Annotated in this window: 24 protein-coding genes; 11 read left to right on the forward strand and 13 right to left on the reverse strand. The window is 69.7% G+C overall.

Annotated features, from left to right (window positions below; genetic code table 11):
- Positions 1–7: 7 nt before the first annotated feature.
- Both IH68_RS0130215 and cdgB read right to left on the reverse strand, forming a co-directional pair.
- On the reverse strand, positions 8–946 hold the full coding sequence (locus IH68_RS0130215) for a CBM35 domain-containing protein (protein ID WP_030941287.1): 939 nt from the start codon (positions 944–946) through the stop codon (positions 8–10).
- A 133-nt stretch (positions 947–1,079) separates the two neighbouring features.
- Entirely contained in the window at positions 1,080–2,738 is a 1,659-nt protein-coding gene (gene cdgB / locus IH68_RS0130220; protein ID WP_030941289.1) for a diguanylate cyclase CdgB, read from the reverse strand.
- Between the two features lie 304 nt (positions 2,739–3,042).
- Here cdgB and IH68_RS0130225 point away from each other — a divergent pair, with 304 nt between their 5' ends.
- Complete coding sequence (locus tag IH68_RS0130225) at positions 3,043–3,627, forward strand: flavin reductase family protein (RefSeq protein ID WP_078912662.1); 585 nt, start codon at positions 3,043–3,045, stop codon at positions 3,625–3,627.
- Positions 3,628–3,677: 50 nt separating this feature from the next.
- On the forward strand, positions 3,678–4,148 hold the full coding sequence (locus IH68_RS0130230; protein ID WP_030941294.1) for a GNAT family N-acetyltransferase: 471 nt from the start codon (positions 3,678–3,680) through the stop codon (positions 4,146–4,148).
- Here the strand turns inward: IH68_RS0130230 and IH68_RS0130235 are convergent.
- Positions 4,145–5,041, reverse strand: coding sequence for a sigma-70 family RNA polymerase sigma factor (locus IH68_RS0130235; RefSeq protein WP_030941296.1), 897 nt, complete (start codon positions 5,039–5,041; stop codon positions 4,145–4,147). The genes IH68_RS0130230 and IH68_RS0130235 overlap by 4 nt on opposite strands.
- Before the next feature lie 144 nt (positions 5,042–5,185).
- A complete protein-coding gene (gene arfB / locus IH68_RS0130240) occupies positions 5,186–5,623 on the reverse strand; it encodes an alternative ribosome rescue aminoacyl-tRNA hydrolase ArfB (RefSeq protein ID WP_030941299.1) in 438 nt (145 codons plus the stop codon).
- A gap of 173 nt (positions 5,624–5,796) precedes the next feature.
- On the opposite strand from arfB, the gene IH68_RS0130245 reads away from it, so the two are divergent.
- A complete protein-coding gene (locus IH68_RS0130245) occupies positions 5,797–6,372 on the forward strand; it encodes a TerD family protein (protein WP_030941300.1) in 576 nt (191 codons plus the stop codon).
- Here the strand turns inward: IH68_RS0130245 and IH68_RS59880 are convergent.
- The 3 genes from IH68_RS59880 to IH68_RS0130255 all read right to left on the reverse strand — a co-directional run bounded on the left by IH68_RS59880 (position 6,321) and on the right by IH68_RS0130255 (position 7,619).
- Positions 6,321–6,713, reverse strand: coding sequence for a DUF397 domain-containing protein (locus IH68_RS59880; RefSeq protein ID WP_078912663.1), 393 nt, complete (start codon positions 6,711–6,713; stop codon positions 6,321–6,323). The two genes, IH68_RS0130245 and IH68_RS59880, sit on opposite strands and share 52 nt — an antisense overlap.
- A gap of 219 nt (positions 6,714–6,932) precedes the next feature.
- The gene (locus tag IH68_RS56550) at positions 6,933–7,085 is read right to left on the reverse strand and encodes a hypothetical protein (protein ID WP_159403739.1); all 153 of its coding nucleotides are present in this window, start codon (positions 7,083–7,085) and stop codon (positions 6,933–6,935) included.
- A 69-nt stretch (positions 7,086–7,154) separates the two neighbouring features.
- Positions 7,155–7,619 (reverse strand): hypothetical protein, encoded by a 465-nt coding sequence (locus IH68_RS0130255; protein WP_030941304.1) that lies wholly within the window; start codon positions 7,617–7,619, stop codon positions 7,155–7,157.
- 422 nt (positions 7,620–8,041) lie between these two features.
- Here IH68_RS0130255 and IH68_RS0130260 point away from each other — a divergent pair, with 422 nt between their 5' ends.
- Positions 8,042–9,589 (forward strand): M4 family metallopeptidase, encoded by a 1,548-nt coding sequence (locus IH68_RS0130260; RefSeq protein WP_078912686.1) that lies wholly within the window; start codon positions 8,042–8,044, stop codon positions 9,587–9,589.
- A gap of 63 nt (positions 9,590–9,652) precedes the next feature.
- Here IH68_RS0130260 and IH68_RS0130265 read toward each other — a convergent pair whose 3' ends face one another.
- Positions 9,653–11,047: a M1 family metallopeptidase gene (locus IH68_RS0130265; protein ID WP_030941308.1), complete on the reverse strand. Its 1,395-nt coding sequence runs from the start codon at positions 11,045–11,047 to the stop codon at positions 9,653–9,655.
- An 82-nt stretch (positions 11,048–11,129) separates the two neighbouring features.
- Between IH68_RS0130265 and IH68_RS0130270 the strand changes: the two genes are divergently transcribed.
- On the forward strand, positions 11,130–11,630 hold the full coding sequence (locus tag IH68_RS0130270) for a hypothetical protein (protein WP_030941309.1): 501 nt from the start codon (positions 11,130–11,132) through the stop codon (positions 11,628–11,630).
- Between the two features lie 157 nt (positions 11,631–11,787).
- Here IH68_RS0130270 and IH68_RS0130275 read toward each other — a convergent pair whose 3' ends face one another.
- Positions 11,788–12,483 (reverse strand): pentapeptide repeat-containing protein, encoded by a 696-nt coding sequence (locus IH68_RS0130275; protein ID WP_078912664.1) that lies wholly within the window; start codon positions 12,481–12,483, stop codon positions 11,788–11,790.
- A gap of 128 nt (positions 12,484–12,611) precedes the next feature.
- Between IH68_RS0130275 and IH68_RS0130280 the strand changes: the two genes are divergently transcribed.
- From IH68_RS0130280 to IH68_RS0130290, 3 genes are all read left to right on the forward strand, one after another.
- Positions 12,612–13,793 carry an NAD(P)-binding protein gene (locus IH68_RS0130280; protein WP_030941311.1) on the forward strand — a complete coding sequence of 394 codons (1,182 nt, stop codon included), beginning with the start codon at positions 12,612–12,614 and terminating at the stop codon, positions 13,791–13,793.
- A 68-nt stretch (positions 13,794–13,861) separates the two neighbouring features.
- Complete coding sequence (locus IH68_RS0130285) at positions 13,862–14,842, forward strand: zinc-binding dehydrogenase (RefSeq protein WP_030941313.1); 981 nt, start codon at positions 13,862–13,864, stop codon at positions 14,840–14,842.
- A gap of 56 nt (positions 14,843–14,898) precedes the next feature.
- A complete protein-coding gene (locus IH68_RS0130290) occupies positions 14,899–16,401 on the forward strand; it encodes an MFS transporter (protein ID WP_030941314.1) in 1,503 nt (500 codons plus the stop codon).
- 185 nt (positions 16,402–16,586) lie between these two features.
- Here the strand turns inward: IH68_RS0130290 and IH68_RS0130295 are convergent, their stop codons facing one another.
- The 3 genes from IH68_RS0130295 to IH68_RS0130305 all read right to left on the reverse strand — a co-directional run bounded on the left by IH68_RS0130295 (position 16,587) and on the right by IH68_RS0130305 (position 21,424).
- Positions 16,587–19,223, reverse strand: a complete 2,637-nt coding sequence (locus tag IH68_RS0130295) for a hypothetical protein (protein ID WP_030941317.1) — start codon at positions 19,221–19,223, stop codon at positions 16,587–16,589.
- A 112-nt stretch (positions 19,224–19,335) separates the two neighbouring features.
- A complete protein-coding gene (locus tag IH68_RS0130300; RefSeq protein ID WP_030941319.1) occupies positions 19,336–20,742 on the reverse strand; it encodes an NAD(P)/FAD-dependent oxidoreductase in 1,407 nt (468 codons plus the stop codon).
- A gap of 10 nt (positions 20,743–20,752) precedes the next feature.
- Positions 20,753–21,424 (reverse strand): rhomboid-like protein, encoded by a 672-nt coding sequence (locus IH68_RS0130305; RefSeq protein ID WP_030941321.1) that lies wholly within the window; start codon positions 21,422–21,424, stop codon positions 20,753–20,755.
- A 22-nt stretch (positions 21,425–21,446) separates the two neighbouring features.
- Here IH68_RS0130305 and IH68_RS0130310 point away from each other — a divergent pair, with 22 nt between their 5' ends.
- The 3 genes from IH68_RS0130310 to IH68_RS50295 all read left to right on the forward strand — a co-directional run bounded on the left by IH68_RS0130310 (position 21,447) and on the right by IH68_RS50295 (position 23,608).
- Positions 21,447–22,334, forward strand: a complete 888-nt coding sequence (locus IH68_RS0130310; RefSeq protein ID WP_030941324.1) for an aminoglycoside phosphotransferase family protein — start codon at positions 21,447–21,449, stop codon at positions 22,332–22,334.
- A gap of 96 nt (positions 22,335–22,430) precedes the next feature.
- A complete protein-coding gene (locus tag IH68_RS0130315; RefSeq protein WP_030941326.1) occupies positions 22,431–22,913 on the forward strand; it encodes a GNAT family N-acetyltransferase in 483 nt (160 codons plus the stop codon).
- 95 nt (positions 22,914–23,008) lie between these two features.
- Positions 23,009–23,608, forward strand: coding sequence for a DUF4037 domain-containing protein (locus IH68_RS50295; protein WP_234341674.1), 600 nt, complete (start codon positions 23,009–23,011; stop codon positions 23,606–23,608).
- 229 nt (positions 23,609–23,837) lie between these two features.
- Here the strand turns inward: IH68_RS50295 and IH68_RS0130325 are convergent, their stop codons facing one another.
- Complete coding sequence (locus tag IH68_RS0130325; protein ID WP_030941328.1) at positions 23,838–24,119, reverse strand: hypothetical protein; 282 nt, start codon at positions 24,117–24,119, stop codon at positions 23,838–23,840.
- Between the last annotated feature and the right edge of the window lie 59 nt (positions 24,120–24,178).

Raw genomic sequence — 24,178 nt, forward strand, 5'->3', positions numbered from 1 at the left:
AGCTGCCTTAGCTCGGCTGCACCCACAGCTGGTCGATGAGGGCGTTGCACTGGTTCCCCTGACCGCAGGAGACCGTCAACGTGTTGGAGCCCTTGGTGAGGGTCACCGGGGCCCAGGTGTTCTGCCAGTTCTTCGCGAGGTCAGTGTTCGACGACTTGATGAAGTTCTTCATGCCCAGCGGCTGCTGGTTGGGCTTGCCGTTGACCGTCAGCGTCGCGTTGGCGTCCACAGCGGGAATGCTGTACTGCACGTACAAGCGGTAGGAGCCGGCCTTCTGGATGTCGACGGTCCAGGTGATCGAGGCGCCGACGTTGTTGAACCCCGTCACATAGGCCCCGCCGTCCGCTTTGGCCCCCTTGACGTCCGACGCCGTGGTCGCGCCGCCACCCAGCTGTAGATCCTTCGCATCGGTCTTCGGCAGTTCCGCCGAAGCGCTACTGCTCGCCGACTGGCTCGGCTTGGAGCTCTGCGAGGTGGACGGCGTGCCGGAGGAGCCGCCGCCCGCCTTGTCGTCCTTGGAGTTGCCGTTCATCATCGCCACACCGATGCCGATCACGACCGCGGCGACCACCGCGACGGCGCCGATCAGCAGGCCCTTGGTGTTGGGGCCGCGGCGGCCACCACCACCGCCGCCGTACGCCGGCTGCTGCGGGGCCGTGGGGACGCCGCCGCCGGGCTGCGTCTCCGGCGCCGCGTAGTGGGCGTTCGGCTGGCCGTACCCGCCCTGCTGCTGCGGGACCTGACCGTAGGCGGCGGTCTGCTGGGGCTGGGCCGGCTGGCCGTACTGCCGCTGGCCGACGGCGCGCACGCGGTTGACGGAGCCCGGGTAGCCGTAGCCGCCGCCACCGGACGGCGGCTGCGCTCCGTTGGCCTGCCCGTCGGCGTAGAGGTAGCCGAACGGGTCGTCGTCCTCGGGCGTGCTGGCGCCGTTGTTGCCGGACGTCATCTCCGTGGTACTCCTCAGCGGTGCGGGTCGAACGCGATACGTGGGGTCAGAATGGCGAGCCTACCCGCTCCAGCTGCCCCAAACGGGTGACTCGGATCGCATCCGCCCGCAGACCCGGCCCCTGACCTGGAGATCAGCCCGCGCGTCTGTGCTGTTTGGGACGAGATCGTTTCTCTACGTACATCCGTTCGTCGGCAGACTTCAACACTTCGTCCGCAGTCATGCCGCAGTGCGCCCACCCGATGCCGAAGCTGGCGCCCACGCGCACGGCCCGCCCCTCGGCCCGGATCGGCTGGATGATCTCGTTGCGCAGGCGTACGGCCAGGTCCTGGGCGTCGGCCCGACCCAGTCCGTCCGCGAGGATCACGAACTCGTCGCCGCCGAGCCGCGCGACCGTGTCGCCGTCGCGCACGGCCCGCGACAGCCGCCGGGCGACCTCGATGAGAACCGCGTCACCCGCGTTGTGCCCGAACCGGTCGTTGATCGACTTGAAGCCGTCGAGGTCGCAGAAGAGGACCGCGAGCCCCTTGGTGCCGTCGTCGTGATCGGTCGCGGGGGCGGCGGTGTGCACATGGTGGTCGTAGCCGTCGAAGACCTCGACGGCACCGCCCGGCCGGAAGTCGAAGCCGTGGCCGCCGGCGTCGTAGACGGGATGGCCGTAGGCCGCGTCCAGGGATTCCAGCGCACCGGGGTGGCCGGCGCGCTGACAGAGCCGGGAGGAGAGGCGGGAGCGCAGCTCGGCGGAGTTCGGCAGGCCGGTGAGCGAGTCGTGGGAGGCGCGGTGGGCGAGCTGCAGCTCGCGGCGCTTGCGATCCTCTATGTCCTCGACGTGGGTGAGCAGGAAGCGGGGCCCGTCGGCGGCGTCCGCGACGACCGAGTTGCGCAGGCTGACCCAGACGTACGTGCCGTCGCGGCGGCCGAGGCGGAGCTCCGCGCGCCCGCCCTCGGCAGACGTCCTGAGCAGGGTGCCGATGTCCTCGGGGTGGACGAGGTCGGAGAAGGCGTAGCGGCGCATCGCGGAGGCGGGGCGGCCGAGCAGGCGGCACAGCGCGTCGTTGGTCCTGAGGATCCGGCCGTGCTGGTCGCCGCCCATCTCGGCTATCGCCATGCCGGAGGGGGCGTACTCGAAGGCCTGCCTGAAGCTTTCCTCACTTGCCCGCAGGGCCTGCTGCTCCCTTTCGAGTCTGACCAGTGCCCGCTGCATATTCGCACGTAGACGCGCGTTGCTGATCGCGATGGCGGCCTGGAACGCATACATCTGGAGCGCTTCGCGACCCCATGCGCCCGGCATCCGGCCGTTGCGCGGACGGTCCACGGACAGGACGCCGATCAGCTCGCCGCAGCTGCCGCCGGGCGCGGCAGGCGTGTACATGGGCGCGAACAACCGGTCCGACGGATGCCACTCGTCCTCGAAGCGGGGCGCGGGGCCGTCGGTGTACCACTGCGGGACGTCGTCGTCGTCGAGGATCCAGCCCTCGGTGTGCGGTATGAAGACCAGGTCGCCCCAGTGCTCGCCCATGCTCAGGCGGCGCTCCCAGGACTCGCGGGAGCCGACACGGCCCGTGATGAGCGCCTCGGCCGCCGGGTTTCCGGCGAAGGCGGCGACGACGAGGTCGCCGTCGGGGCGGACGAGGTTGACGCACGCCAGCTCGTACCCGAGGCCGTTGACCACTCCGTCCGCGACGGTCTGCAGTGTGTCCGCCAGGCTTCGGGCCGTGTTCATGTCAGCCATGACCTGGTGAAGTTGTCGCAGGGTCGCAAGACGGACGTAAGGCTCCGACTCGGTCTCCATGCTCGCCCTCCCCCCGAGACCTCGCAGCGAATCAAGGGTTCTCATCGGCGTATCGTCATTGGCAGCTTCCCAGCCACTGAATCACAGCGCGCTGCCCACTCGGTACACAGGGTCAACAATTAATGGCTCTTGTGACTCAAGTCACTACCAAAGATGAACAATTGAGTGGTCTTTCTGTGTTTTCGCTGTGCATTTAGTCGACCGTTCGTCAGAGAACTCCGTCGGTGGTCCTAGGTCGTCCTGGGTCCGGTATCGGCCTGGGGCCCGATGCGCCCCGCGCAGGCCGGACACTAGCGTCTCGGGCGTGCCGAACACTCCCGCTGCCACGTTCCCGATCACTGCCCCGCCCGCCTCCGGGCATGCTGAGGGGGTGAGCAACGAGGAGTTCCGTGCCGCCATGTCCCGGCTGGCCGCCGGTGTGGTCCTGGTGACCGCGCAGGAGCCGCCGCTCGACCCGGACGACCCGACGGCACCGGGCGGCGAGGACGTCGGCATGACGGCGACCGCCTTCATGTCCGTCTCCCTCGACCCGCCCCTGGTCCTGGTCAGCCTGCGCGAGGGCTCCCGCATGGACGACCTGCTCGACGAGCAGCCCATGTGGGCGGTCTCCGTCCTCTCCGAGAGCCAGCGCCACATCGCCGGCCGCTTCGCCATGAAGGGCCGCATCAGCGACCGCCTGCTCTTCGAGGACATCCCCTACGTCCGCGGCGAGGCCACCGGCGCCCCCCTGGTCGGCGGCGCCCTGGCCACCCTGGAGTGCCGCACGGAACAACGGGTCCGGGCCGGGGACCACACGCTGGTGATCGGCCGGGTGCTGACGGCGGGGGTGCCGAGCGCGGACGGGGGCCCGCTGGCGTATTTCCGGGGGCGGTATCGGCAGTTGGGGTGAGCAGGTAATTCCCGTGGCACGCGCGCGTGGGTGGCTTCTAGGGTGCGCGCATGACGATCACCGGGCCCCACCTCGAAGAGATCACCTCGCGCAATCTCGACGCCGCCCTAGGCATCCGTGTCCGCCCCGACCAGGAGCACGCGGTCGAGCCGGTGGCGCATTCGCTGGCCGAGGCGTACGTCCGCCCCGCCGGGGTCGCCTGGCCGCGCCTGATCGTCGACGGTGACCGCCCCGTCGGCTTCCTGATGGCCTTCATCGACATCGACTGGCACCAGGACGGCACCGACTTCCGCTCCGGCCTGTGGCGCCTGAACATCGCCGCTGAGGAGCAGGGCCACGGATACGGCCGGTTCGCGGTCGAGTCCGTGGCCGCGGAGATCCGCCGCCGGGGCGGCAAGGAGTTGTACGTCACCTGGCACCCCGGCCCGGACGGCCCCGAGGGCTTCTACCTGGGGCTCGGCTTCCGTACGACCGGGGAGACGAGCGGCGGTCAGACGGTCGGGGTGCTGGATCTGTCCTAGGGCCTGCCCTCGTCCACGAGGGTGACGCGCTGCTCCGCCACCCGCGCAGCGTCCAGCACGATGTCGATCACAGCAATCCGCTCCCGCACAAAGGTGAAGGCCAGCGTCCGGTCCAGCCGCCCGTCGATGAACACCGCGAGCCCCGTGGCACCGTCGACCAGCGCAGGCCGCGACACGGCCGCGATGTGCCGGAAGCTCGACGCCCCCTTGGCGACGGCCTCCGCGCCCGTGGTCACACCGACCTCCGTGCGCGCAACCACATCCGGATCCAGCAGCTCGACCAGCGCCTCGAAGTCCCCCTCCCGAGCGGCCGCCAGAAACGCGTCCACGACCTCCCGCTGCTGCACCAGATCGGCATCGTGAGCCTCAGCACCCTGCACCCGCCGCCGCGCCCGACTGGCCAACTGCCGCGCCGCCACCGGGCTCCGCCCCACGATCTCCGCGACCTCCTCGTACGACACCGCGAACAGATCGTGCAGCACGAACGCCAGCCGCTCAGCAGGCGTCAACGTCTCGAGTACGACGAGCAGCGCGACGCCCACGGAGTCGGCGAGCAGCGCGTCCTGCTCGGGGTCGGCAGCGAAGGCATCCGCCACGCGCGCGGTGGCCGTACCGCTCTCCAACGGCTCCTCCGCGCGGGATTTGCGAGAGCGCAGCATGTCCAGACAGACCCGCCCGACCACGGTCGTGAGCCAGCCCCCGAGGTTGTCCACCCGCCGGGTGTCGCTGCGGCTCAGCCGGAACCACGCCTCCTGCACCGCGTCATCGGCCTCGGCGCTCGAACCGAGCATTCGGTAGGCGACGGCCCGCAGATGACTTCGGTGTGATTCGAATCGCCGGGCGAGAAATTCGTTGTCCGCCGAAGGGTCGTTCGGAACTTCGCTTTCGCTCATCACCACAGCTCCCCGCTCACAGGTCCGTTGTCGGCTCTCACTGACATGACGGACCGGGTGGCGGGGATGTGACAGCGGGAAAGGGGATATGACAAAGGACGTTCTACGAATGCTTTCCGCGCCCGTCCTTACGAGCACTCGTCCTCAGGACCACTCCCGCCCGGACCGCCCCCGCTTCGTCTCGGAGCGCTGCTTCTTCTCCCGCAGCCGCCGCTCGTTGATCCCCCGGGGAATCCGGGTCGCCCGGCGCGGCTTGGGCGGCGGCGCGGTGGCCTCGGCGAGCAGGGCGGCGAGCCGTACGGCGGCGGTCTCGCGATTACGCCACTGGGACCGGTGCTCGGAGGCACGGACGACGACGACCCCGTCGACGAGCCGGCCGGCCAGCCGCTCCAGCGCCCGCTGCTTCCACACCTCGGGCAGGGCTTCGGTCTTCGCCAGGTCGAAGCGCAGCTCCACCTGTGAGTCACTGGTGTTGACGTGCTGTCCGCCCGGCCCCGAGGACCGCGAGAAACGCCAGTTGAGCTCGGCCTCGGGGAGCGAGACGGAGCCGCGGATGAGGTAGGGACCGGACATGCCCACCATGGTCTCGCGGCTGACCGGCACACGTCACGCGAATATCGTTCACCCGAAGTTCGGTAAAGAAAGTAAAGACACGTGGAACCTTCGGTGCCCCTCTTGGCGTTGGTAGGGGTAGCTGTAGCTTCAAGCCCGTACGTCGTACCGCCGTACGCAAACGAGGGAAAGGACTCCCAACCATGGCTGTAAGCCTGTCCAAGGGTGGCAACGTCTCGCTCACCAAGGAGGCTCCGGGCCTGACCGCCGTCACCGTGGGCCTCGGCTGGGACGTCCGCACCACCACCGGCACGGACTTCGACCTCGACGCCTCCGCGATCGCGGTCAACACTCAGGGCAAGGTCTTCTCGGACGCCCACTTCGTCTTCTTCAACAACAAGCAGACCCCGGACAACACCATCGTCCACACCGGTGACAACCGCACCGGCGAGGGCGAGGGCGACGACGAGGCGATCAACGTCAACCTGGCAGGCCTCCCGGCCGACATCGACAAGATCGTCTTCCCGGTCTCCATCTACGACGCGGAGAACCGCTCGCAGAACTTCGGCCAGGTCCGCAACGCCTACATCCGCATCATCAACCAGGCCGGCGGCGCCGAGATCGCCCGCTACGACCTCTCGGAGGACGCGGCCACGGAGACGGCCATGGTCTTCGGCGAGCTCTACCGCAACGGCGCGGAGTGGAAGTTCCGCGCGGTCGGCCAGGGCTACGCCTCGGGCCTGGTGGGCATCGCGCAGGACTTCGGCGTGAACGTCTGACACGCGCTGCACTGAGCGGGAGCCCCTGGCTGCGGATTGCTGCGGCCGGGGGCTCCGGCGTTCGGCCAGTTCGCAGAGGCGTACGGCACGAAGGCCGTCCAAGCGGAGGGGCCGAAGGCCGGGCAAGGGCCGTCGATGTTCTTGGAGTCGCGGACGCGGAAGAGGAGACCGCAGTTCCGTGAAGGATCTTGGGGCGGCCTGGCCTGACAGCGGTGGCGAGTAAAAGACTCGGCCCTGGTTCTCCGCGTGACTACTGTGCAGCTGATAGATCGTTCACCGACGAGGGGGCCGAGCCGTGCTGACCACTTCGCACCCGCCGTAGGTACCTCTGGAGAGCCCAGAGGGCCCTACGGAGGCTCTCGATGTCCAGGACTGTTCGCACAATTCCCTGGCGACTCCGCGTCCGAGACGGCGCATCGGAGTCCATGTCCCTGTACGACCTGCGCTACACACGCGCCGAATTGGCCCAGGCTGCCCGCGAAGGCCGTCGCCCCGTTCCAACGAAGACGCTGCGCCGGATCACCTCCTGGCAGCCGATGGTGCTCTACTGCAGGACAGGCTCATTCTCCGCCGAGATCGCTACGGCTGAAGGTCGGGCCCGGCTCCAGGGTCGGCTCGAAGCCCAACGGATCCGCGGACTGCACCACGCCGGCCACGACCTTGACGACGTAGACATCCCTCCGGTCCGCCACCGTCACGGTGAGCTCTGGCATGCCTGGTAGAGACAAAGCACCCAGGCCCGACGGGCACGTGCGAGCGCAGGAGGTGCATACGGCGGGGCGCTACCAGCCCATCGGCCGGTAGTAACCCAGCACCGCCGCCAACTGCGCAAACCACTCCCCCAGCTGTGCCCTCGGCTTCGCCTGGACCACGCACTCGTAGAACTGGCCGCTCGGCAGCACCACCGCCACCATCAGCGCCTTGCCGTTCGGGCTCGCCTTGTAGTGGATGCTGCCGATCTCCTGCCAGGAGAACTCGATGGCCGCACCATGATCCTCGAAGGCGACGCCCGCGATGTCGACCACGATCGAGTTGTGGACGTCGACCGCCATGAACTCGGGCCCCTCGGCGGGCGGTTGGGCCGCGGTCGGGGCATACGCGCCTGCGCCCGGACCCGGGGCGGCGTACTGCGGCGGCGGCGGGCCGAAGCCGGCCGGAGCCGTGGCAGGTGGGTGCGGTGGCGGGGGCGGTGGCTGCTGACCGTACTGGGGCTGACTGCCGTACGGCGGCTGCGGTGGTGTCGTCATCGTCTTCCGTCCCCCGGATCGTGGTGTGGCTGCCGGGAAATCTTCGCAGAACGCGCCGCACCGTCCGAGGTTCGTGCACTCGTCCACCTCGGGTGTGACGGATCAACCGCCAACTGCGCTTACGTAGCAAGGAGTTGACCCGACCCCGCCCGTCCGGATAGCGGATCCCCAGCAACGGCTTTCGGATACAAACACGTAAAGTCTTGACGGCGGCCTGTCAAACAGGCCGTTTCGGGTGTCACCCTCTCCTCGCTCGCCGCAACTCTGTGCCCCACCTGTGCCACGTCTATGTCACGTCTGTGCCTCCACCATGAGGCCGGCCCGAAGGAGACCGAGTGAGACAGCAGACCCGCGCCACCCGCACCTCCCGCACCTCCCGCAAGAGCGCACTCCGCACCGCCGCCCTGATCGGCTCAGCAGCGATGGTCGTACTCGCCCTGCAGAACGGCGCCGCCACCGCGGCCCCCGCCCACGACAGCGGCGCCAACGCCCTTCCCCTCAGCGCCTCGGCTCGCGCCGCCGCCATCAAGTCCGCCCAGGAGGCGACCGGTTCCACGGCCCGGAAGCTCGGGCTCGGCGCCCAGGAAAAGCTCGTCGTGCAGGACGTCGTGAAGGACGCCGACGGCACCGTCCACACCCGCTACCAGCGCACCTACGCCGGTCTGCCCGTCCTCGGCGGCGACCTGGTCACCCATGTGACGAAGAGCGGCGCCCTCAAGGGCGTCAGCCGGGCGGCCAAGGCTCGAATATCCGTGGCTTCCACGGACGCCGCCGTCTCCGCAGCCGCCGCGAGGAAGACGGCTCTCGCGGGCACGCACTCCTCGACGGCCACCGCCCGCAAGGTCGTCTGGGCGGCCGGAGCCAAGCCCGTCCTCGCCTACGAGTCCGTCGTCAAGGGGCTGCAGGACGACGGTACGCCGAGCGAGCTGCACGTCATCACGGACGCCACCACCGGCAAGAAGATCTACGAGTACCAGGCCGTCGACACCGGCACGGGCACCAGCGAGTACAGCGGCACGGTCGCCCTCGGCACCACGGCCTCCGGCTCCGGCGGCTACGACCTGATCGACGGCGGCCGCGGCGGCCACAAGACGTACGACCTGAACGGCGGTACGTCCGGCACCGGCACCCTCTTCCACGACGCCGACGACACCTGGGGCGACGGCACCCCGGCCAACCGCCAGACCGCCGGCGTCGACGCGGCCTACGGCGCCGCCGTGACCTGGGACTTCTACAAATCCGCGTTCAACCGCAACGGCATCGCGGGCGACGGCAAGGCCGCCTACTCCCGGGTCCACTACGGCAACGCATACGTCAACGCCTTCTGGGACGACAGCTGCTTCTGCATGACGTACGGCGACGGGCAGGGCAACGTCAAGCCGCTGACCTCGCTCGACGTCGCCGGACACGAGATGAGCCACGGGCTGACCGCCGCCACAGCGGGCCTGAAGTACAGCCGGGAGTCCGGCGGGCTCAACGAAGCCACCTCCGACATCTTCGGCACCTCGGTGGAGTTCTTCGCGAACAACTCCTCCGACCCCGGTGACTACCTCATCGGCGAGAAGATCGACATCAACGGCAACGGCACCCCGCTGCGCTACATGGACAAGCCCAGCAAGGACGGCAGCTCGGCGGACTACTGGTCGCGCAACGTCGGCCGCCTCGACGTCCACAACTCCTCGGGCGTCGCGAACCACTTCTTCTACCTGCTGAGCGAGGGCAGCGGCGCGAAGACCATCAACGGGGTCTCCTACAACTCCCCGACGTACGACGGCTCGACGGTCACCGGCATCGGCCGCGCCAAGGCCGACCAGATCTGGTACAAGGCCCTGAGCACGTACTTCACCTCCTCGACCAACTACGCGGGCGCCCGCACCGCCACCCTCCAGGCGGCGAGCGACCTGTACGGCGCGGGCAGCGCGGAGTACAACGCGGTGGCGGCAGCCTGGAAGGCCGTCAACGTCAACTGACGTCCCGTTACGGGGACTCGACCGGCCGGATCATCCCTCTCGTGGCCTTCTCTCATGGCCTCCTCAGGGGTGGTCCGGCTTCCCTTCCCCGTAAAGCCAGTCCTTCCAGATCTCCTTGAAGTCCTTGTCCGGTGCCTTCTTCTCGACGTACGCCGTGAAGTCGTCGGTGTCCGCATTTCCGTGGCGGTGGGTGGCTGCCCAGCCCTGGATGATGTCGTAGAAGGTGTCGTCGCCGACGGCCTGCCGGATCTTGTGCAGGACCATCGCGCCGCGCTCGTAGACGGGGCTGTCGGAGATGTGCGCGGCGCTGCTCGGCTCGGCCGGCGGGTACGCCCAGATCTCCTTGTCGCCGTCCTTGTAGCGGGATTCGAAGGTCTGCTGGCAGGTGTCTCCGCCGTGGTCCTCGTCCCACAGCCACTCCGCGTACGTGGCGAAGCCCTCGTTGAGCCACATGTCCCGCCAGCTCTTCGGCGTGACGGAGTCGCCGTACCACTGGTGGGCGAGTTCGTGGACGAGGGTCCCGGTGTCGGGGGCGCCGGGGAAGACGGGCCGGTTCTGGGTCTCCAGGGCGTATCCGGCGTCGTCCGGGCGGTCGACGATCGCTCCGGTGGAGGAGAAGGGGTACGGCCCGAAGTTGTACTCCTCCCACTCGATGATCTCGGGGAGCTTCGCGAGCACCTTCCGGCTCGCCTTCGCCTGGGTCGGGTCGACGGCGACGTACACGGGCAGGTGCCTGCTGCCGATGGTGTAGCGGCTGATGTCGTAGTGGCCGATGGCGAGGGTGGCGAGGTAGGTGGCCATCGGTTCGGCGGTGTGCCAGGTGAAGGTCGTACGGCCTCTGCTGCTGGTCTCGCCCGTCAGCTCCCCGTTGGAGACGGCCTGCAGGCCCTTCGGCACCGTGATGTCGATGTTGTACGACGCCTTGTCGGAGGGGTGGTCGTTGCCGGGGAACCACGCCATGGAGCCGATGGGTTCGCCGAGCGCGAGCGCGCCGTCGGCGGTGCGCAGCCAGCCCTCCTCGGACTCGTCGGGGTCGGTGATGGTCACCGGGCTGCCGGAGTAGCGGACGGTGACGCGGAAGGTCTCCTCGTCGCGGAGGTCGTCGTGCGGGCGGACGGTGAGCTCCTGCCCGGTGCGGTTCCAGCGGGCGCGTCTGCCCTCCACGGTGACCTCGTCGACGTGCAGCCCCTTGAGGTCGAGGTCGAAGGCGGAGAGGTCCTGGGTGGCGCGGGCGGTGATGGTCGCGGTGCCGGTGAGGCGGTGCCCGCCGGCGGGGTCGTAGGCCAGCTTCAGGTCGTAGTGGCTGACGTCGTATCCGCCGTTGCCCGCCTTCGGGAAGTACGGGTCACGGAGGCCGGAGCCGCCCGGCGTGCCGTGGACACCGCCGCCGCACGCGCTCAGAGCCGGCGCCAGGAGAACGGCGAGGGCGCAGAGAACTGCGGGGGCCCGGCGGACCATGGGGGCGCGGCGGGCTGCGGGGGCGACGGGTACGGGTCTGGGCACGCCGGTGATCCTATGGCGGCGTGACACCATCTCGTACGTGCTCGACATCGGCTACGCCCTCTCCAACCGTTTCCCGGACCCCCCGCAGACGGACTACCGCCGCGCGGACGTCCATGCGCTGCGGCACGACCTGTTCTGCGGCGATGTCTACCTCGCCGACACCAAGGCGGACCGGGAACTGTCCACAGCCTGGGGATGGGTGCCGGTGCTCGACTTCGCGTGGGCGCTGTGCGACATCGTGGAACGCATCGACCGCGACCCGGCGGGGTCCCGCGCGTCCCGGCCCCAGCACGCCGAACTCGACTTCACCGAGTCGACCGACCGCATGCTCTTCGAGCGGCGCTTCGGATGGGTGGATGTGGAGGCCGACTGGATGCCGGCGGAGGAACCGCCGCTCAGCTTCTCCCACAGTGAGCTGCGGCGTGAGGCGCGGGACTTTCTGCACGATCTGATTGCCGACCTGGTCGACCTTCATGAGGACCTTGCGGAGAACCCGGCGATCTGGACATTGCAGGCCCGTTTTCCCAGGCTCCCGTGAGTTGGCGCGACCCTCCTGGGGGCTGCCGCCCCCAGACCCCCGCTTCGGCCTGAACGGCCTCGTCCTCAAACTCCCCCACTCTCGGCTTCGCTCGAGCGGGGGGACCCCCACGACAGGCTGAAAAGACCAATCTCCGCCCGGCACCGAGAAGTCCCCCTCAGCCCTCCACCCGAATCCCCATCTCCGCCGCCAACACCGGCGCCAGATCCATCAGCTGACTCGGACTGATCACAGCCCCCGCCAGCCGGTCCACCCCCCGCGCGATGCCGAGCTCGGCCGCCGCTCTCAGGTCGACGTCCTTCAGGGCCACCGCGGTGAGGTCCGCCTCCTTCAGGACGCAGTCCACGAACTCCACGCGCTCGAGCCGGGCGCCCCCGAAGTCCGGCTCCACCAGCACGCAGCTCTCGAAGACGACGTCCTTGAGTCTGGCCGCGCGCAGGTTGAGGTAGTCGATCTTGCCGCCGCGGACCACCACCCGCTCCAGGACCGCCCCGTGCAACTGCACCCCGCCGAGGCGGGCGTCGACCACCTCGACGTCCCGCAAGGTCGCCTCGGCGAGGTTCGTGCCGACCCCGCGCAGCCCCGTCAGGACCGAGTCCAGGATCCGGGCGTGCTGCAGGCTCGTCTCGTCCACCGCGCACCCCGTCAGTGCGCAGTCCATGAAGCGGGCGCCCCCGCCGTCCTGCCCCGCGAGATCCGCCTCCCGGAACTCCAGCCCGTCGTAGTCCCCGTCCGGCTCCAACTCCCCGCCGCCGAACGGCTCCAGTGCAGGCAGCCGCACCTCCGGCCGCCGTGCCCCCTTCACCGCCGTACCGCTGGAACCGCCCATCCCGCCCGCCTCTCTCCTCGCCATGCCCCCATGGTGCACTCCGCCACTGACAACCACTCTGACCAGGCAGAACGCAGCTCATGTCACATTCCGGGGGCCCAATGCGTCGTATGCACAGAAAGGCGGACCCGACACGAGGGAGAGCCCGACCCATGCACCGCATCACCGTCATCGGCGGCGGACTCGCCGGACTGACCGCGGCCGTCACCGCTGCCGAGGCCGGCGCCAAGGTGACCGTTTTCGAAGCCCACCACACCCTCGGCGGGCGAGCCCGGACCGCCGAGGGCCCGTACCGGACGAACGACGGACCGCACGCCCTCTACAACGGCGGCCCGCACTGGACCTGGCTGAAGCAGCGGAACCTGATCGGACCGCTCGCCCCGATCCCGCCCCTGGAGGCGGCCCGGCTACGGCTCCGCCACCAGGGCGGCCTGCGCCGCACACCGCCCTTCGCGATGCTCAAGCTGCTGCGCCCCGGCCTCCAACAGGCGCCGGTCGACGTCGACTTCATGACCTGGGCCACCGGCATCGCGGGCGAGGAGGCCGCCCGCGCCGCCGCCTCCTACTCCGCCGTAGCCGTCTTCCATCACGACCCCGGCGCTCTGTCCGCCGCGTTCGTGCAGGAGCGGCTGCGCCGTGCCACCAAACTCCCGCCGGAGGCGCACTATCCGCGCGGCGGCTGGGCGAACGTCATCGACCGGATGGCCGCCCGGGCGTGGAACCTGGGCGTGCGGATGGAGACCCTGTCCCGCGTCGACACCCTCGACGCCCTTCCGGCGACCGGCGGCCCCGTCGTCGTCGCCACCTCCCTCGACGCCGCCCGCAGGCTGCTGGGGGACGACTCCCTGACGTGGACGAGCGGCCGTACGACACTCGTCGATCTCGCGGTGCGGACCCGGCGCGGGGACGCCTTCGCCGTGTGCGACCTCGACTCCCCGGGGTGGCTGGAGAGGTTCACGGCGCAGGACCGCTCGCTCGCCCCGGCCGGCGAGCAGCTCATCCAGTGCCAGCTCCCCATCGCGCCGCACGAGACGAAGGCCGACGGTGTCGCCCGTGCCGAGGAACTCCTCGACCTGGCTTTCGAGGGCTGGCGCGGACGCGTCACCTGGCGGCGCGAGGCTGTCGCGAACGGCCGTACGGGCGCCGTCGACCTGCCGGGCACCAGCTGGCGCGACCGCCCCGCCATCGACCGCGGCGACGGCGTGTATCTGGCCGGCGACCAGGTCGCGGCCCCCGGCGTCCTCTCGGAGGTCTCCTTCAACAGCGCCCTGGCCGCGGTGTCGCTGGCGCTCGGCCGTCGGGCCACCGGCCCCCTTGACCTCAAGCATGCTTGAGGTTGAAGGCTGGGGTTCCTGACAAGCAATCGATGTCGAAGCAATCGATACCAATGGGGGATTTCACCATGCACGCCATCCGGCTCCATGCCTTCGGTCCGGCCGAGAACCTCGTCCACGAGGAGGTGGCGGACCCGCTGCCGGGCCCGGGCCAGGTCCGTGTCGCCGTAGCGGCGGCCGGAGTACACCTGCTCGACACCGCCCTCCGGGAGGGCGAGCAGGGTCCGCTGCCCGAGCCGCCCGCCCTGCCGACCATCCCCGGCCGCGAGGTCGCCGGGGTCGTCGAGTCTCTGGGCGAGGGCGTCGCCACGCTCTGGCTCGGCAGGCGCGTGGTCGCCCACCTCGGATTCGCCCCCGGAGGCTACGCCGAGCTGGCCGTCACCGACGTCGACGGCGTGCACGAGATCCCCGCGAACCTGGACTTCGCCGCGGCCGTCGCCATGATCGGGACGGGTCGTACGGCAATGGGAATCCTGCAGTTCGCCGAGCTCGGTCCGGGCGCCGTGGCCGTGATCCCGGCCGCGGCGGGCGGCATCGGCACCCTCCTCGTGCAGTATGCGAAGAACGCCGGCGCCACCGTCGTCGGCCTGGCGGGCGGCCCGGAGAAGACGGCACGCGTGGCGGCCAACGGCGCCGACCTCGCCGTCGACTACAAGGAACCGGGATGGCCGGACAAGGTCCGCGCCCATCTGGCCGGACGTCCCGCCACCGTCGTCTTCGACGGCGTGGGCGGCGAGGTCGCACGCCACAGCACACAGCTCCTCGGACCCGGCGGCAGACACCTCGTCTTCGGCTGGTCGGCCGCGGGCATCCGCGGCGGCGAGCCCTATCTCGTGGACGGCGTCTCCGAACGGGTCCTGGGCCCCGTGATGATGCGGAAGGCCGGCGGCCCCAACCCCGTACGGACCCTGGAACTGCGCGCCCTCGCCGAAGCGGCCGCAGGCAGGCTCACCCCCGCCGTGCAGCGCTTCCCGCTCGCCGAGGCGGCGGCCGCGCACCGGGCTCTCGAGACGCGCAGGACAACCGGAAAGGTGGTACTGGAGCCATGACCAGGCACAAGGCATCCGCAGATGCGATACGTACCGATTCATGGTCTTCTGGCCGAGTGAGCGTCACCCGTACAGGCGAGCCCACTCCGCCCGTGGACGCCGACCCCCGCCGCTGGTGGGGCCTGGTGATCATCGCGCTCGCGCAGCTCATGGTCGTCCTCGACGCGACCATCGTGAACATCGCGCTCCCGTCCGCACAGCGCGACCTGGGCATGTCCGACGGCAACCGCCAGTGGGTGATCACCGCCTACACGCTGGCCTTCGGCGGACTGCTCCTGCTCGGCGGCCGTATCGCGGACCTGGTGGGGCGCAAGCGGACGTTCATCTTCGGGCTGATCGGCTTCGCCGCCGCCTCCGCGCTCGGCGGCGCCGCCACCGGCTCCGGCATGCTCTTCGGCGCCCGCGCGCTGCAGGGAGTCTTCGCCGCCGTCCTCGCGCCCTCCGCGCTGTCCCTCCTCACCACGACCTTCACCGACCCGAAGGAGCGCGGAAAGGCCTTCGGCATCTACGGCGCCCTGGCCGGCAGCGGATCGGCGATCGGGTTCATCGTCGGCGGCCTGCTCACCGAGTACCTGAACTGGCGCTGGTGCCTGTACGTCAACGTGCCCATCGCGATCATCGCCGTCTTCGGCGCTTTCGCGCTGCTCCACGACCGCCCGGGCCACAAGGGCGCCCGCCTCGACGTTCCGGGTGCGGTGCTGGGCTGCGGCGGACTGGTGGCGATCGTCTACGGCTTCAGCGAGGCCGAGCCGCGGGGCTGGACCGACCCCCTGGTGCTGGCGCTGTTCGCGGGCGGTGTCGTACTCCTCGTCGCCTTCGTCTGGTGGCAGAACCGGGCCCCGATGCCCCTGCTCCCGCTCCACATCGTCAAGGACCGCAACCGTGCGGGCTGCTTCCTGACCATGATGCTCGCCGTCATCGGCATGTTCGGGCTCTTCCTGTTCATGACGTACTACCTGCAGGTGGTGCTCGACTACTCGCCGGTGAAGACCGGCCTGGCCTATCTGCCGCTGACCGCCGCGATCATCACCGGCTCCACGCAGATCTCCGCCCGGCTGCTGCAGCACGTGGCGCCGCGCATGCTGATGGTCCCGGGCATGGTCCTCGCATCCGGCGGCATGATGCTCCTGACCCGGATGACCACCCACTCGTCGTACGCGACCGAGGTCATGCCCGGGCTGATCCTGATGGGCCTCGGCATGGGTCTGACCTTCATGCCGGTCTTCGCCACCGCGACCGCGGGCGTCGCCCCGCACGACTCCGGTGTGACCTCGGCGACCGTCAACACCTCGCAGCAGGTGGGCGGTTCCATCGGTACGGCCCTGCTGAACACGATCGCCACCACCAGCAGCACGGCCTACATCGCCGCCCACCTCCACAACCCCGCCCAGAAGGCCCTGATCGCCAAGCAGGGCGTCGTCCACGGCTACACGGTCGCCATCTGGTGGGCCGCCGGGATCATGCTGCTGGCCGGCCTGGTCGCGGGCTTGATGGTGACGGCGAAGGCCCCGAAGCACGGGGCGACCGCCCAGGAAGTCGTACCGGAGCCGGTGGCGTAGGACCGCCCACAAAAGCGGGGAGGGGCCGCACGGACCGCGGGCCCCTCCCCTTTCAACCGCTGGTTCAGCTTTCAGCCGCCGGTGCAGCAGCGCCCCGTCAGGGGCGCGGGGAACTGCGCGACAAGCCACGACGCAGCCGCAGACCGACGAGTAATCGCACCCCCGCGGCGGAGCCGCATATCTCGCTAACGCAACCGACGCACGTCGATAGCCCAGATCCCCCGCCCATGCGTGGCCGCATACAACCGCCCGTCCGGTCCAACCCGCAGCTGCAGCACAGCCGTGGTCGGCAAATTACCCCCGGCAACCTTCCAGCTCGCCGAGCCAGGCAACCGCACGAGCACCCCGAGATCCGTGCCCAGCGCGATCGTGCCGCCCTTCAGCAGGGCCACCGAGTTGGCCGGTACGTCGGGCAGGTTCCCGGAGGCGTCCTTCCAGGTGACCCCGCCGTCCCGGGTCTCGAAGAGGTGCCCGACACCCGCGCCCGGACCCTCCGTCCACTTCCGCGAGAAGCCGTTGACGGCGAGCAGGACATGGTCGGAGTCGGCCGGGTCGATCGTCAGGCCGGAGAGGTAGCGGTTCGGGACGGTCCCGTCGACCGGCAGGCTCAGCTGGTGCCAGCCCGTGCCGTCGGCGTTGCCGACCGCGATGCCGCGCGTGAAGCCCTGGTTGTTGCAGGGCCCGCACCAGGCCGCGTAGACCTTGCCGCCGGAGGAGGCCACCGCCGTGGCCGTGTGCCCCGCACCCAGGTCGTATGCACCGACCCACTCGCTCCCGCTGCGGATCGCGTACCCCTTGGTGTTGATCCACACATGCCGGCCGCCCGCGACCCAGACCTTCGGGTCCTTGATGTCGGCGTTCAGCGGGGCGATGAAGCGTGCCTCACCGGTCGCGTTGTCGGGCGGAGCGACGGAGTACGTCGTCGCCTTCGACGGGTCGGTGACCCAGCTTCCGTCGTTCACCGCGCAGTTGTTGGTGACGGACACAGCGAGGTAGACGTACTCCTGGGCGATGTTGCACCCGTTCGCCGGGTCGGTGATCGTGTCGCCACCGTCACCGCCGAAGTTGGAGCCCATCGCACGGTCGCCGGGCCGCAGTTGGGACTGGCCGTTGTCCTGCAGCCCACCGGTGATGGCGAGCCCCCGCTTGGACGGGTCGACGCCGACACCCACCGAGTAGTACTGCAGGACGTCCATCGTGCCGTCGTTCAGGGAGGTCCAGTCGGTCGCGTGGCCGGAGGCGTCCGCGCTGCCGTTCAGCGGCCGGCGGAAGGTGCCGCCGTCGTCGCCGACGATCACGTACGGCGCTCCCCCGTTGCTGCCGATCGCCACGGAGTGCTGGTCGGCGTGGACGGTCTGGTGGCAGTCACCGGTCTGCTTGCTCGGGTCGATGGACCAGCAGGGGAAACCGAAGTTCCAGTACGGCCCCGGCACGGACCACGACTTGCCGCCGTCCTTGGTCTCGAAGACCTCCTCCAGACCGGCGTACACATGGTCCGGGTTCTTCGGATCGACCGTGAGGAACTGGTCGTACCAGGACTGGATGCCGGGCTGGTATCCGGCACCGGTGAGCGCGGAGCCGGAGTCCCGCAGCTGCTTGTAGTCGGCGATCTTCGTCCAGGGGCCGGTCGGCGAACCGGACTTGGAGACGAAGATGCCCTCAAGACCGCTGTCCGGGTTCTCCGCGGTCTGCTCGGGCGACTGATCGATGGCGTAGTACCGCGATCCGTCCGCGCTGCGTGCGAAGGTCACATTGCCGACGTCCTCGGCGTTGCCCGGCAGGTCACCGAGACCGGTCAGCCGCTGCCAGCTGCCGCCGGACCTGGCGTAGAAGCCGTTGTAGGTGTCCCCGCCGCGCCAGCCGACGGCCAGCACGACCTTGCCCGGGTCCTTCGGGTCGATCGCGATGTCGCTGGTGATGTTCTTGTACGCGGCAGACGGGTCGCTCGCCTTCGAACCACCCGGCAGATAGTCCGGGTTGGGCGCGAACTCCAGCTTCCAGTGGCCCTTCAGCGTCTTCGTGGAGTGGCTCCACACACCTTCGGTGGTCGCGGCCCACACCTTGTCGCCGGCGAAGCGCAGGGCGTTGATGGACGTCGACTCCAGTTCGTCGCCGCCGACCCGGTCGCTCGGGCTGAAGCTGCCCTTGCGCGGATCGGCGAGGACGTACACGCCCGTCCCCAGGAAGGAGGTCGCGCTGGTGTTGGCCTCACCCGTGGCGTACCAGAGCCGCCCCCGGCCGTCGAGCTGCAGATCGCCCGTCGACAGCGCGGGCAGCCCGTCGGAGATGTTCGTCCAGTGACCGCCACCGGTACGCGACCGGAAGACCCCGCCGTTGGCGGAACCGGCGTACACATACCCGTGCCGGTCGGCCGCGAGCCCGGTCACCCGGCCGGTCACCTTCCCGGCCCCGCCGCTGGAGTTGGAGTTGATGTCCCGGTACCGCGGGTCGTCGGAGTCGTAGGGCAGCCGCGTCAGATCGCTCCAGCTCCCCTTGGTGTGCGGCAGATCCACCAGATCGTCGTACGCCGCCCCGTACGCGCCCGGCGCCACGATCCCCGGCGAGGTGCGCGCCTCGGCGTACTGGTCCGCCTGCTCGGCCTCCTCCTGTGCCTCTCCCCCGTCATCGTCGTCCCCGGCCTGCGCAAAAGCCGACAGGCCCGTCTGCTGCTGATGCAGAAGGGCCTGTCTGTGAAGTTCCCGCACACCGAAGGGGTCTTTGCCACCGTTCGCCGCCTGAGCCTGAGTGACTGTCAGGCCCAGCGCGGCAGTGGTGGCAAGCACCGCCCACATCCGTCTTCTTCGCCAGCCGTTGGCCGCCATGAAGTGCCCTCCCCTGGGAGCAGTGGCGTACATGACACGAGCTGGCCAACAGCATTGGCGGGAATGCTGCGATGAGAGATTCCTGTGAACGCAATCAAAGGGTAAAAAATCCTCAGTGCCGCCCCGCCACCCGATCGGCGAACTGCGCCAGCTTCGACGACTCCGCGCTGTATGTGGCGCGTTCCCGCCGGTCCGCGGCCCGGTAGGTGGCGTACATCCCCTGCACCCCGAGCCACCGCAACGGCTCCGGCTCCCACTTGCGCACCTTGTGCCCCACCCACGGCAGATCGGTCAGCTCGGTCCGGCCGCCCTGCCCCGAGTCGAACTGCACCAGATCCCTGAGCGTGCGCGCCGCGAGATTCGTGGTGGCCACCCCCGACCCCACATAGCCGCCGGCCCAGCCGAGCCCCGTCGACCGGTCCAGGGTCACCGTCGCGCACCAGTCCCGGGGCACCCCGAGCACCCCCGACCAGGCATGTTCGATCCCCACCCCCGCCAGTGAGGGGAAGAACCGCACCAGGATCTCCCGCAGCGCCTCGACCGTCTCCGCCTGCGTCCGCCCGTCGTTGTCGGTCTTCGACCCGAAGCGGTACGGCACTCCGCGCCCGCCGAGCGCGATCCGCCCGTCGGCGGTCCGCTGCGCGTACATGTACGCGTGCGCCATGTCCCCGAGCGTCTCCAGCCCGTCCCACCCCACCGACTCCCACTGCGCGTCGGTGAGCGGCTCGGTCGCGATCATCGAGGAGTTCATGGGCAGCCAGGTGCGCCGCTGCCCCTTCAGACTCGCGGTGAACCCCTCCGTGCAGCGCAGGACGTAGGGCGCCCGGACCGTCCCGTACGGCGTCACGGCATGCTTCGGCCGGATCTCCGCCACGGGCGTCAGCTCGTGAATCGTCACCCCGAGCGCCTCGACGGCGGCCGCCAGCCCCTTCACCAGCTTCACCGGGTGCAGCCGCGCCCCGTGCGGGGTCCACGTCGACCCGACCGCGTCCGCGACCCGGATCCGCTCGGCGGTCTCCCCGGCCCCGTACAGCTCACGGTCCTTCTCCCCGTACGACAGCTCGAGCTCGTGAAAGGCCTTGAGCCGCGCCAACTGGGCGGATGTGGTGGCGACTTCGAGCACCCCGCCCTTGTGGACATCGGCCTCGACGGCTTCCTCTTGCGCCACCCGGACGACCTCGTCCACGGTCTCGTTCATGGCCTTCTGCAGCCGTACGGCGGCCTCGCGCCCGTGCAGCTTCGCGTACCGGTCGCGCCCGGCGATCCCGTTGTACAGCCAGCCGCCGTTGCGCCCCGAGGCCCCGTACCCGCAGAACTTCTGCTCCAGGACGGTGATACGGAGGAAGGGCGCCGCCTTCTTCAGGTAGTACGCGGTCCACAGCCCCGTGTACCCGCCCCCGACGATCACGACGTCGGCGGACGCGTCACCGCCGAGCGGCTCCCGCACCGCAGGGAAACCGTCGTCCGCGTACCAGTAGGAGATACCGCCGTTCACGACACTGCTCACCGAGCTGCTCATGGCCGGAAAGCTAACCCCTCAGGGCGGAAACTGTCTCCCTCGGATTCCAGGCCTTCCCCCGCCCCCTGACCAGCGGATAACACGCGAGCCCGATCAGCACCGACACAAAATGCCCGAAGTCGGTGAAGGTCGGCGAGTCCGCGAGCGGAGCCCCGTACACGAAGAACACGCCCGCCAGATACAGATACCGCCAGGGCGCCGCGATCCGGTACGTCAGCACCCCCACCACCCCGGCCAACGCGTAACTCACCCCGAAATCCAGGGAGTAGACGACCGAGTGCGACACCATCCCGTCCCGCACCGCCTTCAGCAACGCGCCCTCGCTGATCAGCGTCGCGAGCACATGCGCGGCCACGCACACCATCAGCCACCGCAGTGTCCCCAGCCACCGCTCGGCCTGCGCATGGAAGACGGTGTACTGGAAGGCGGTGTAGAGGAACTCATACGGAAACCAGTCACCCCCGTCGATCCACATCGCACTCTGCAGGAGCACTCGCCCCGGGTCGTTCGACAGCTCATGGATGTTCGTGGACCGCTGCCGCAGGAACTCCTGCTCGAAGTGCGGCGACATGTGGTGCAGCGCGACGGTGGTGACGAACAGGATCGCCAGCCAGAGATACGTGCCCGGTGCGCTGCAGACGTAGGCCCACACCCGCTGCCCGAGCCCCCGGTCAATTCGCATGAGGCGATTCACGCACGTAAGTATGGTCGCAAGGGTGATCGACATTCCGGGCGAGCTGGCGGCGGCACAGGAGAAGTTCAACGGCGAGGCGGGACGGGCCTTCATCGCAGGCCTGCCCCACCTGGCGCAGGAGTTCCTCGATCGCTGGGAGCTACGGCTCGACGGCCGCCCCATGCACGGAGTCACCGCCCTCGTCCTCCCGGTGCTGCGCTCCGACGGCACCCCGGCCGTGCTGAAGCTGCAACTGCTGGACGAGGAGAGCGAGGGCGAGCCCGTGGCCCTGCGCCTGTGGGACGGCGACGGCGCGGTCCGCCTCCTCGCCCACGACGAGACGACCCACACCATGCTCCTGGAACGCCTCGACCACACCCGTATGCTCTCCCGGCTCCCCGACACCCGCGAGGCCGTCCTGGTCATCGCCCGCCTGCTCGCCCACCTGACCGCCGCCCCGGCCCCGGAAGGCATGCGCCGCCTCGGCGACATCGCCCAGGCCATGCTGGACCGGACCCCTTGGGCGTTGAAGCGCATCCCGGACCCCGAAACCCGCAGCCAGATCGCGGACTGCGCGGCCGCCGTACGAGAGGTTGTGAACGAACCGGGCGACCGCCTCCTCCACTGGGACCTGCACGACGAGAACGTCCTCGCCTCCGCCCGCGCCCCCTGGCTGGCCATCGACCCCAAACCCCTGTCGGGCGACCCGGCCTTCGACCTCTGGCCGGCTCTCGCCAACCGCTTCGACCCCACAGAAATCCACTGGCGCTTCGACGCGATGACGGACGTACTCGGCCTGGACCGCGCACGCGCCCGCGCCTGGACCCTGGGCAGACTCCTCCAGAACACCCTCTGGGACGTGGAGGACGGCCGCGCCCCAGAACTCCGCGACCTGGAAATCGCCAGGCGTCTGCGCTGAGCGGGGGGCGCGAGGAACTGCGCGACCAGCCACGACGCAGCCGCAGACAAAAACCAACCCCACTCGGCGCCCCCAGCGGAGCGTAACCTCACGGGAGTGATCCGCACAGCAACCCCCGCCGACATCCCCGTCATCCACACCCTGATCCAGGAACTGGCCGCCTACGAAAAGGCCCCGCACGAGGCAAGGGCCACCGAGCCCCAACTCCACGAGGCCCTCTTCGGCGACCGCCCCGCCGCCTACGCCCACATCGCGACCGACGACACCACCGGGACCCCCGTCGGCTTCGCCCTCTGGTTCCTGAACTTCTCCACCTGGCGCGGCGTCCACGGCATCTACCTGGAGGACCTCTACGTCCGCCCCACCGCCCGAGGCGCCGGCCACGGCAAGGCGCTCCTCACCGAACTGGCCCGCATCTGCACGGAGCGCGGCTACGAGCGCCTCGAATGGTCCGTCCTGAACTGGAACACCCCGGCCATCGGCTTCTACGAGTCCCTCGGCGCCCGCCCGCAGGACGAGTGGACGGTGTACCGACTGACGGACGGCCCGCTCAAGGACCTGGCTGGACAGGCCAACTGACTGTGTGAAGGCGAAAACGTCACGAAGCGGATGACGTCGTGAAGGTGTGAAGGCACCCCGCATGACCCCTCACCGAATGGGCACGGCTTCCTGGCATGAGCACTACGAATATGCCACCGTTCGTCCCCGGCATCCCCCACTCGGCCGCCCGGCTGGGCAGCGGCTCCGAAGTACTCGGCTTCGACACCCCGCGCCCGGCCGGCCACGCCCGGGGCCCGCGCCTCCAGCTCTTCCTCCACCGCCGGGACGTCTCCCGCCATGCGGGCCGCGTCAGACACATCCTCGCCGCGCACCTGCCGAAGACCTTCCACGGCCACCCCGTCCGCCACGGTCGAAGTCACCCACATCGCGGCCTGGTTCACCACCGAGCTCGGCTTCACGCCCGCCCCGGACCTCACCCCCGCCGACTGGCTCGCCACCCCACCCAGCTCCTCGCCGAGGTCACCGCGGGCGCCGTCTTCCATGACGGCCTGCGCGAACTCACCCCGATACGGCACGCGCTGCGCTGGTACCCCCACGACATCTGGCTCCACGTCCTGGCCTGCCAGTGGCGGCGTATCTCCCGGGAGCTGCCCCTCGTCGCGCGCTGCGGCGGGGTCGGCGACGAACTGGGCTCCGCGGTCGCCGCCGCCCGCCTCGTCCGCTTGCGCAGGCTTACGAGAGCGTCGCGGACCTGCACAACCAGCTCGAACTGACGGACCGGGTCGCCCCGTCCGGCCCGCCTGCACGGTTCACCGAGGCGCTGATCGCCCGTATCTCCGACCCGGCGGTCAGGGAACTGCCGACAGCCGGCTCCGTGGATCAGTTCGTCGACGGCACGGAGGTCCTGACCCGCCCCGAGCTCGCCCGGGCCGTTCACCAGGAAGTGCGAAAGCCCAGGCCGGATTGCTCCTGACCTGGGCGGGAAACGTGTGGCGCGGCTGCTCAGAAGGCCTTGCTGTTGCAGCCCATGTCCGCACCGAGGTGGCTCTCCTGGGCACCCGGGTTGCCTTCGCCGTTCAGCGCGCCGCCCAGCAGGCCGTTGATCGCACCGACGTCGCCGAGAACATCGATGTTCATGTCGTGCGAGCGGCACTCGATGCCCTGGGTGATGTCGAAGCCGTCGTGCCCCGGCTCGCCGTGTGCGAAGGCCGGTCCGACCCCGAAGGAGCCGATGCTGCCGAGGACAGCGGCGCCCACGATGGCGACCTTCTGAAGCTTGCGCATTTCTTCTCCATTGATCGAGCGGAAGTGATCTGCAGCAGATCGAGTTGGGACGATGGACA

Source organism: Streptomyces sp. NRRL S-646, from assembly GCF_000720765.1.
Lineage (GTDB): Bacteria > Actinomycetota > Actinomycetes > Streptomycetales > Streptomycetaceae > Streptomyces.

Bases quoted from the DNA above. Each gene is read 5' to 3' on its own strand.
- IH68_RS0130245 (WP_030941300.1), top strand. From the start codon at position 5,797: ATGGCTGTAAGCCTGTCCAAGGGTGGCAACGTCTCGCTCACCAAGGAG.
- IH68_RS0130235 (WP_030941296.1), bottom strand. From the start codon at position 5,041: ATGAGCGAAAGCGAAGTTCCGAACGACCCTTCGGCGGACAACGAATTT.
- IH68_RS0130275 (WP_078912664.1), bottom strand. From the start codon at position 12,483: ATGGCGAGGAGAGAGGCGGGCGGGATGGGCGGTTCCAGCGGTACGGCG.
- IH68_RS0130310 (WP_030941324.1), top strand. From the start codon at position 21,447: ATGGTCGCAAGGGTGATCGACATTCCGGGCGAGCTGGCGGCGGCACAG.
- IH68_RS0130305 (WP_030941321.1), bottom strand. From the start codon at position 21,424: ATGCGAATTGACCGGGGGCTCGGGCAGCGGGTGTGGGCCTACGTCTGC.
- IH68_RS56550 (WP_159403739.1), bottom strand. From the start codon at position 7,085: ATGCCAGAGCTCACCGTGACGGTGGCGGACCGGAGGGATGTCTACGTC.
- IH68_RS0130325 (WP_030941328.1), bottom strand. From the start codon at position 24,119: ATGCGCAAGCTTCAGAAGGTCGCCATCGTGGGCGCCGCTGTCCTCGGC.
- IH68_RS0130230 (WP_030941294.1), top strand. From the start codon at position 3,678: ATGACGATCACCGGGCCCCACCTCGAAGAGATCACCTCGCGCAATCTC.
- IH68_RS0130255 (WP_030941304.1), bottom strand. From the start codon at position 7,619: ATGACGACACCACCGCAGCCGCCGTACGGCAGTCAGCCCCAGTACGGT.
- arfB (WP_030941299.1), bottom strand. From the start codon at position 5,623: ATGGTGGGCATGTCCGGTCCCTACCTCATCCGCGGCTCCGTCTCGCTC.
- cdgB (WP_030941289.1), bottom strand. From the start codon at position 2,738: ATGGAGACCGAGTCGGAGCCTTACGTCCGTCTTGCGACCCTGCGACAA.
- IH68_RS0130265 (WP_030941308.1), bottom strand. From the start codon at position 11,047: ATGGTCCGCCGGGCCCCCGCAGTTCTCTGCGCCCTCGCCGTTCTCCTG.
- IH68_RS50295 (WP_234341674.1), top strand. From the start codon at position 23,009: ATGAGCACTACGAATATGCCACCGTTCGTCCCCGGCATCCCCCACTCG.
- IH68_RS0130300 (WP_030941319.1), bottom strand. From the start codon at position 20,742: ATGAGCAGCTCGGTGAGCAGTGTCGTGAACGGCGGTATCTCCTACTGG.
- IH68_RS0130295 (WP_030941317.1), bottom strand. From the start codon at position 19,223: ATGGCGGCCAACGGCTGGCGAAGAAGACGGATGTGGGCGGTGCTTGCC.
- IH68_RS0130260 (WP_078912686.1), top strand. From the start codon at position 8,042: ATGGTCGTACTCGCCCTGCAGAACGGCGCCGCCACCGCGGCCCCCGCC.
- IH68_RS0130280 (WP_030941311.1), top strand. From the start codon at position 12,612: ATGCACCGCATCACCGTCATCGGCGGCGGACTCGCCGGACTGACCGCG.
- IH68_RS0130215 (WP_030941287.1), bottom strand. From the start codon at position 946: ATGACGTCCGGCAACAACGGCGCCAGCACGCCCGAGGACGACGACCCG.
- IH68_RS0130285 (WP_030941313.1), top strand. From the start codon at position 13,862: ATGCACGCCATCCGGCTCCATGCCTTCGGTCCGGCCGAGAACCTCGTC.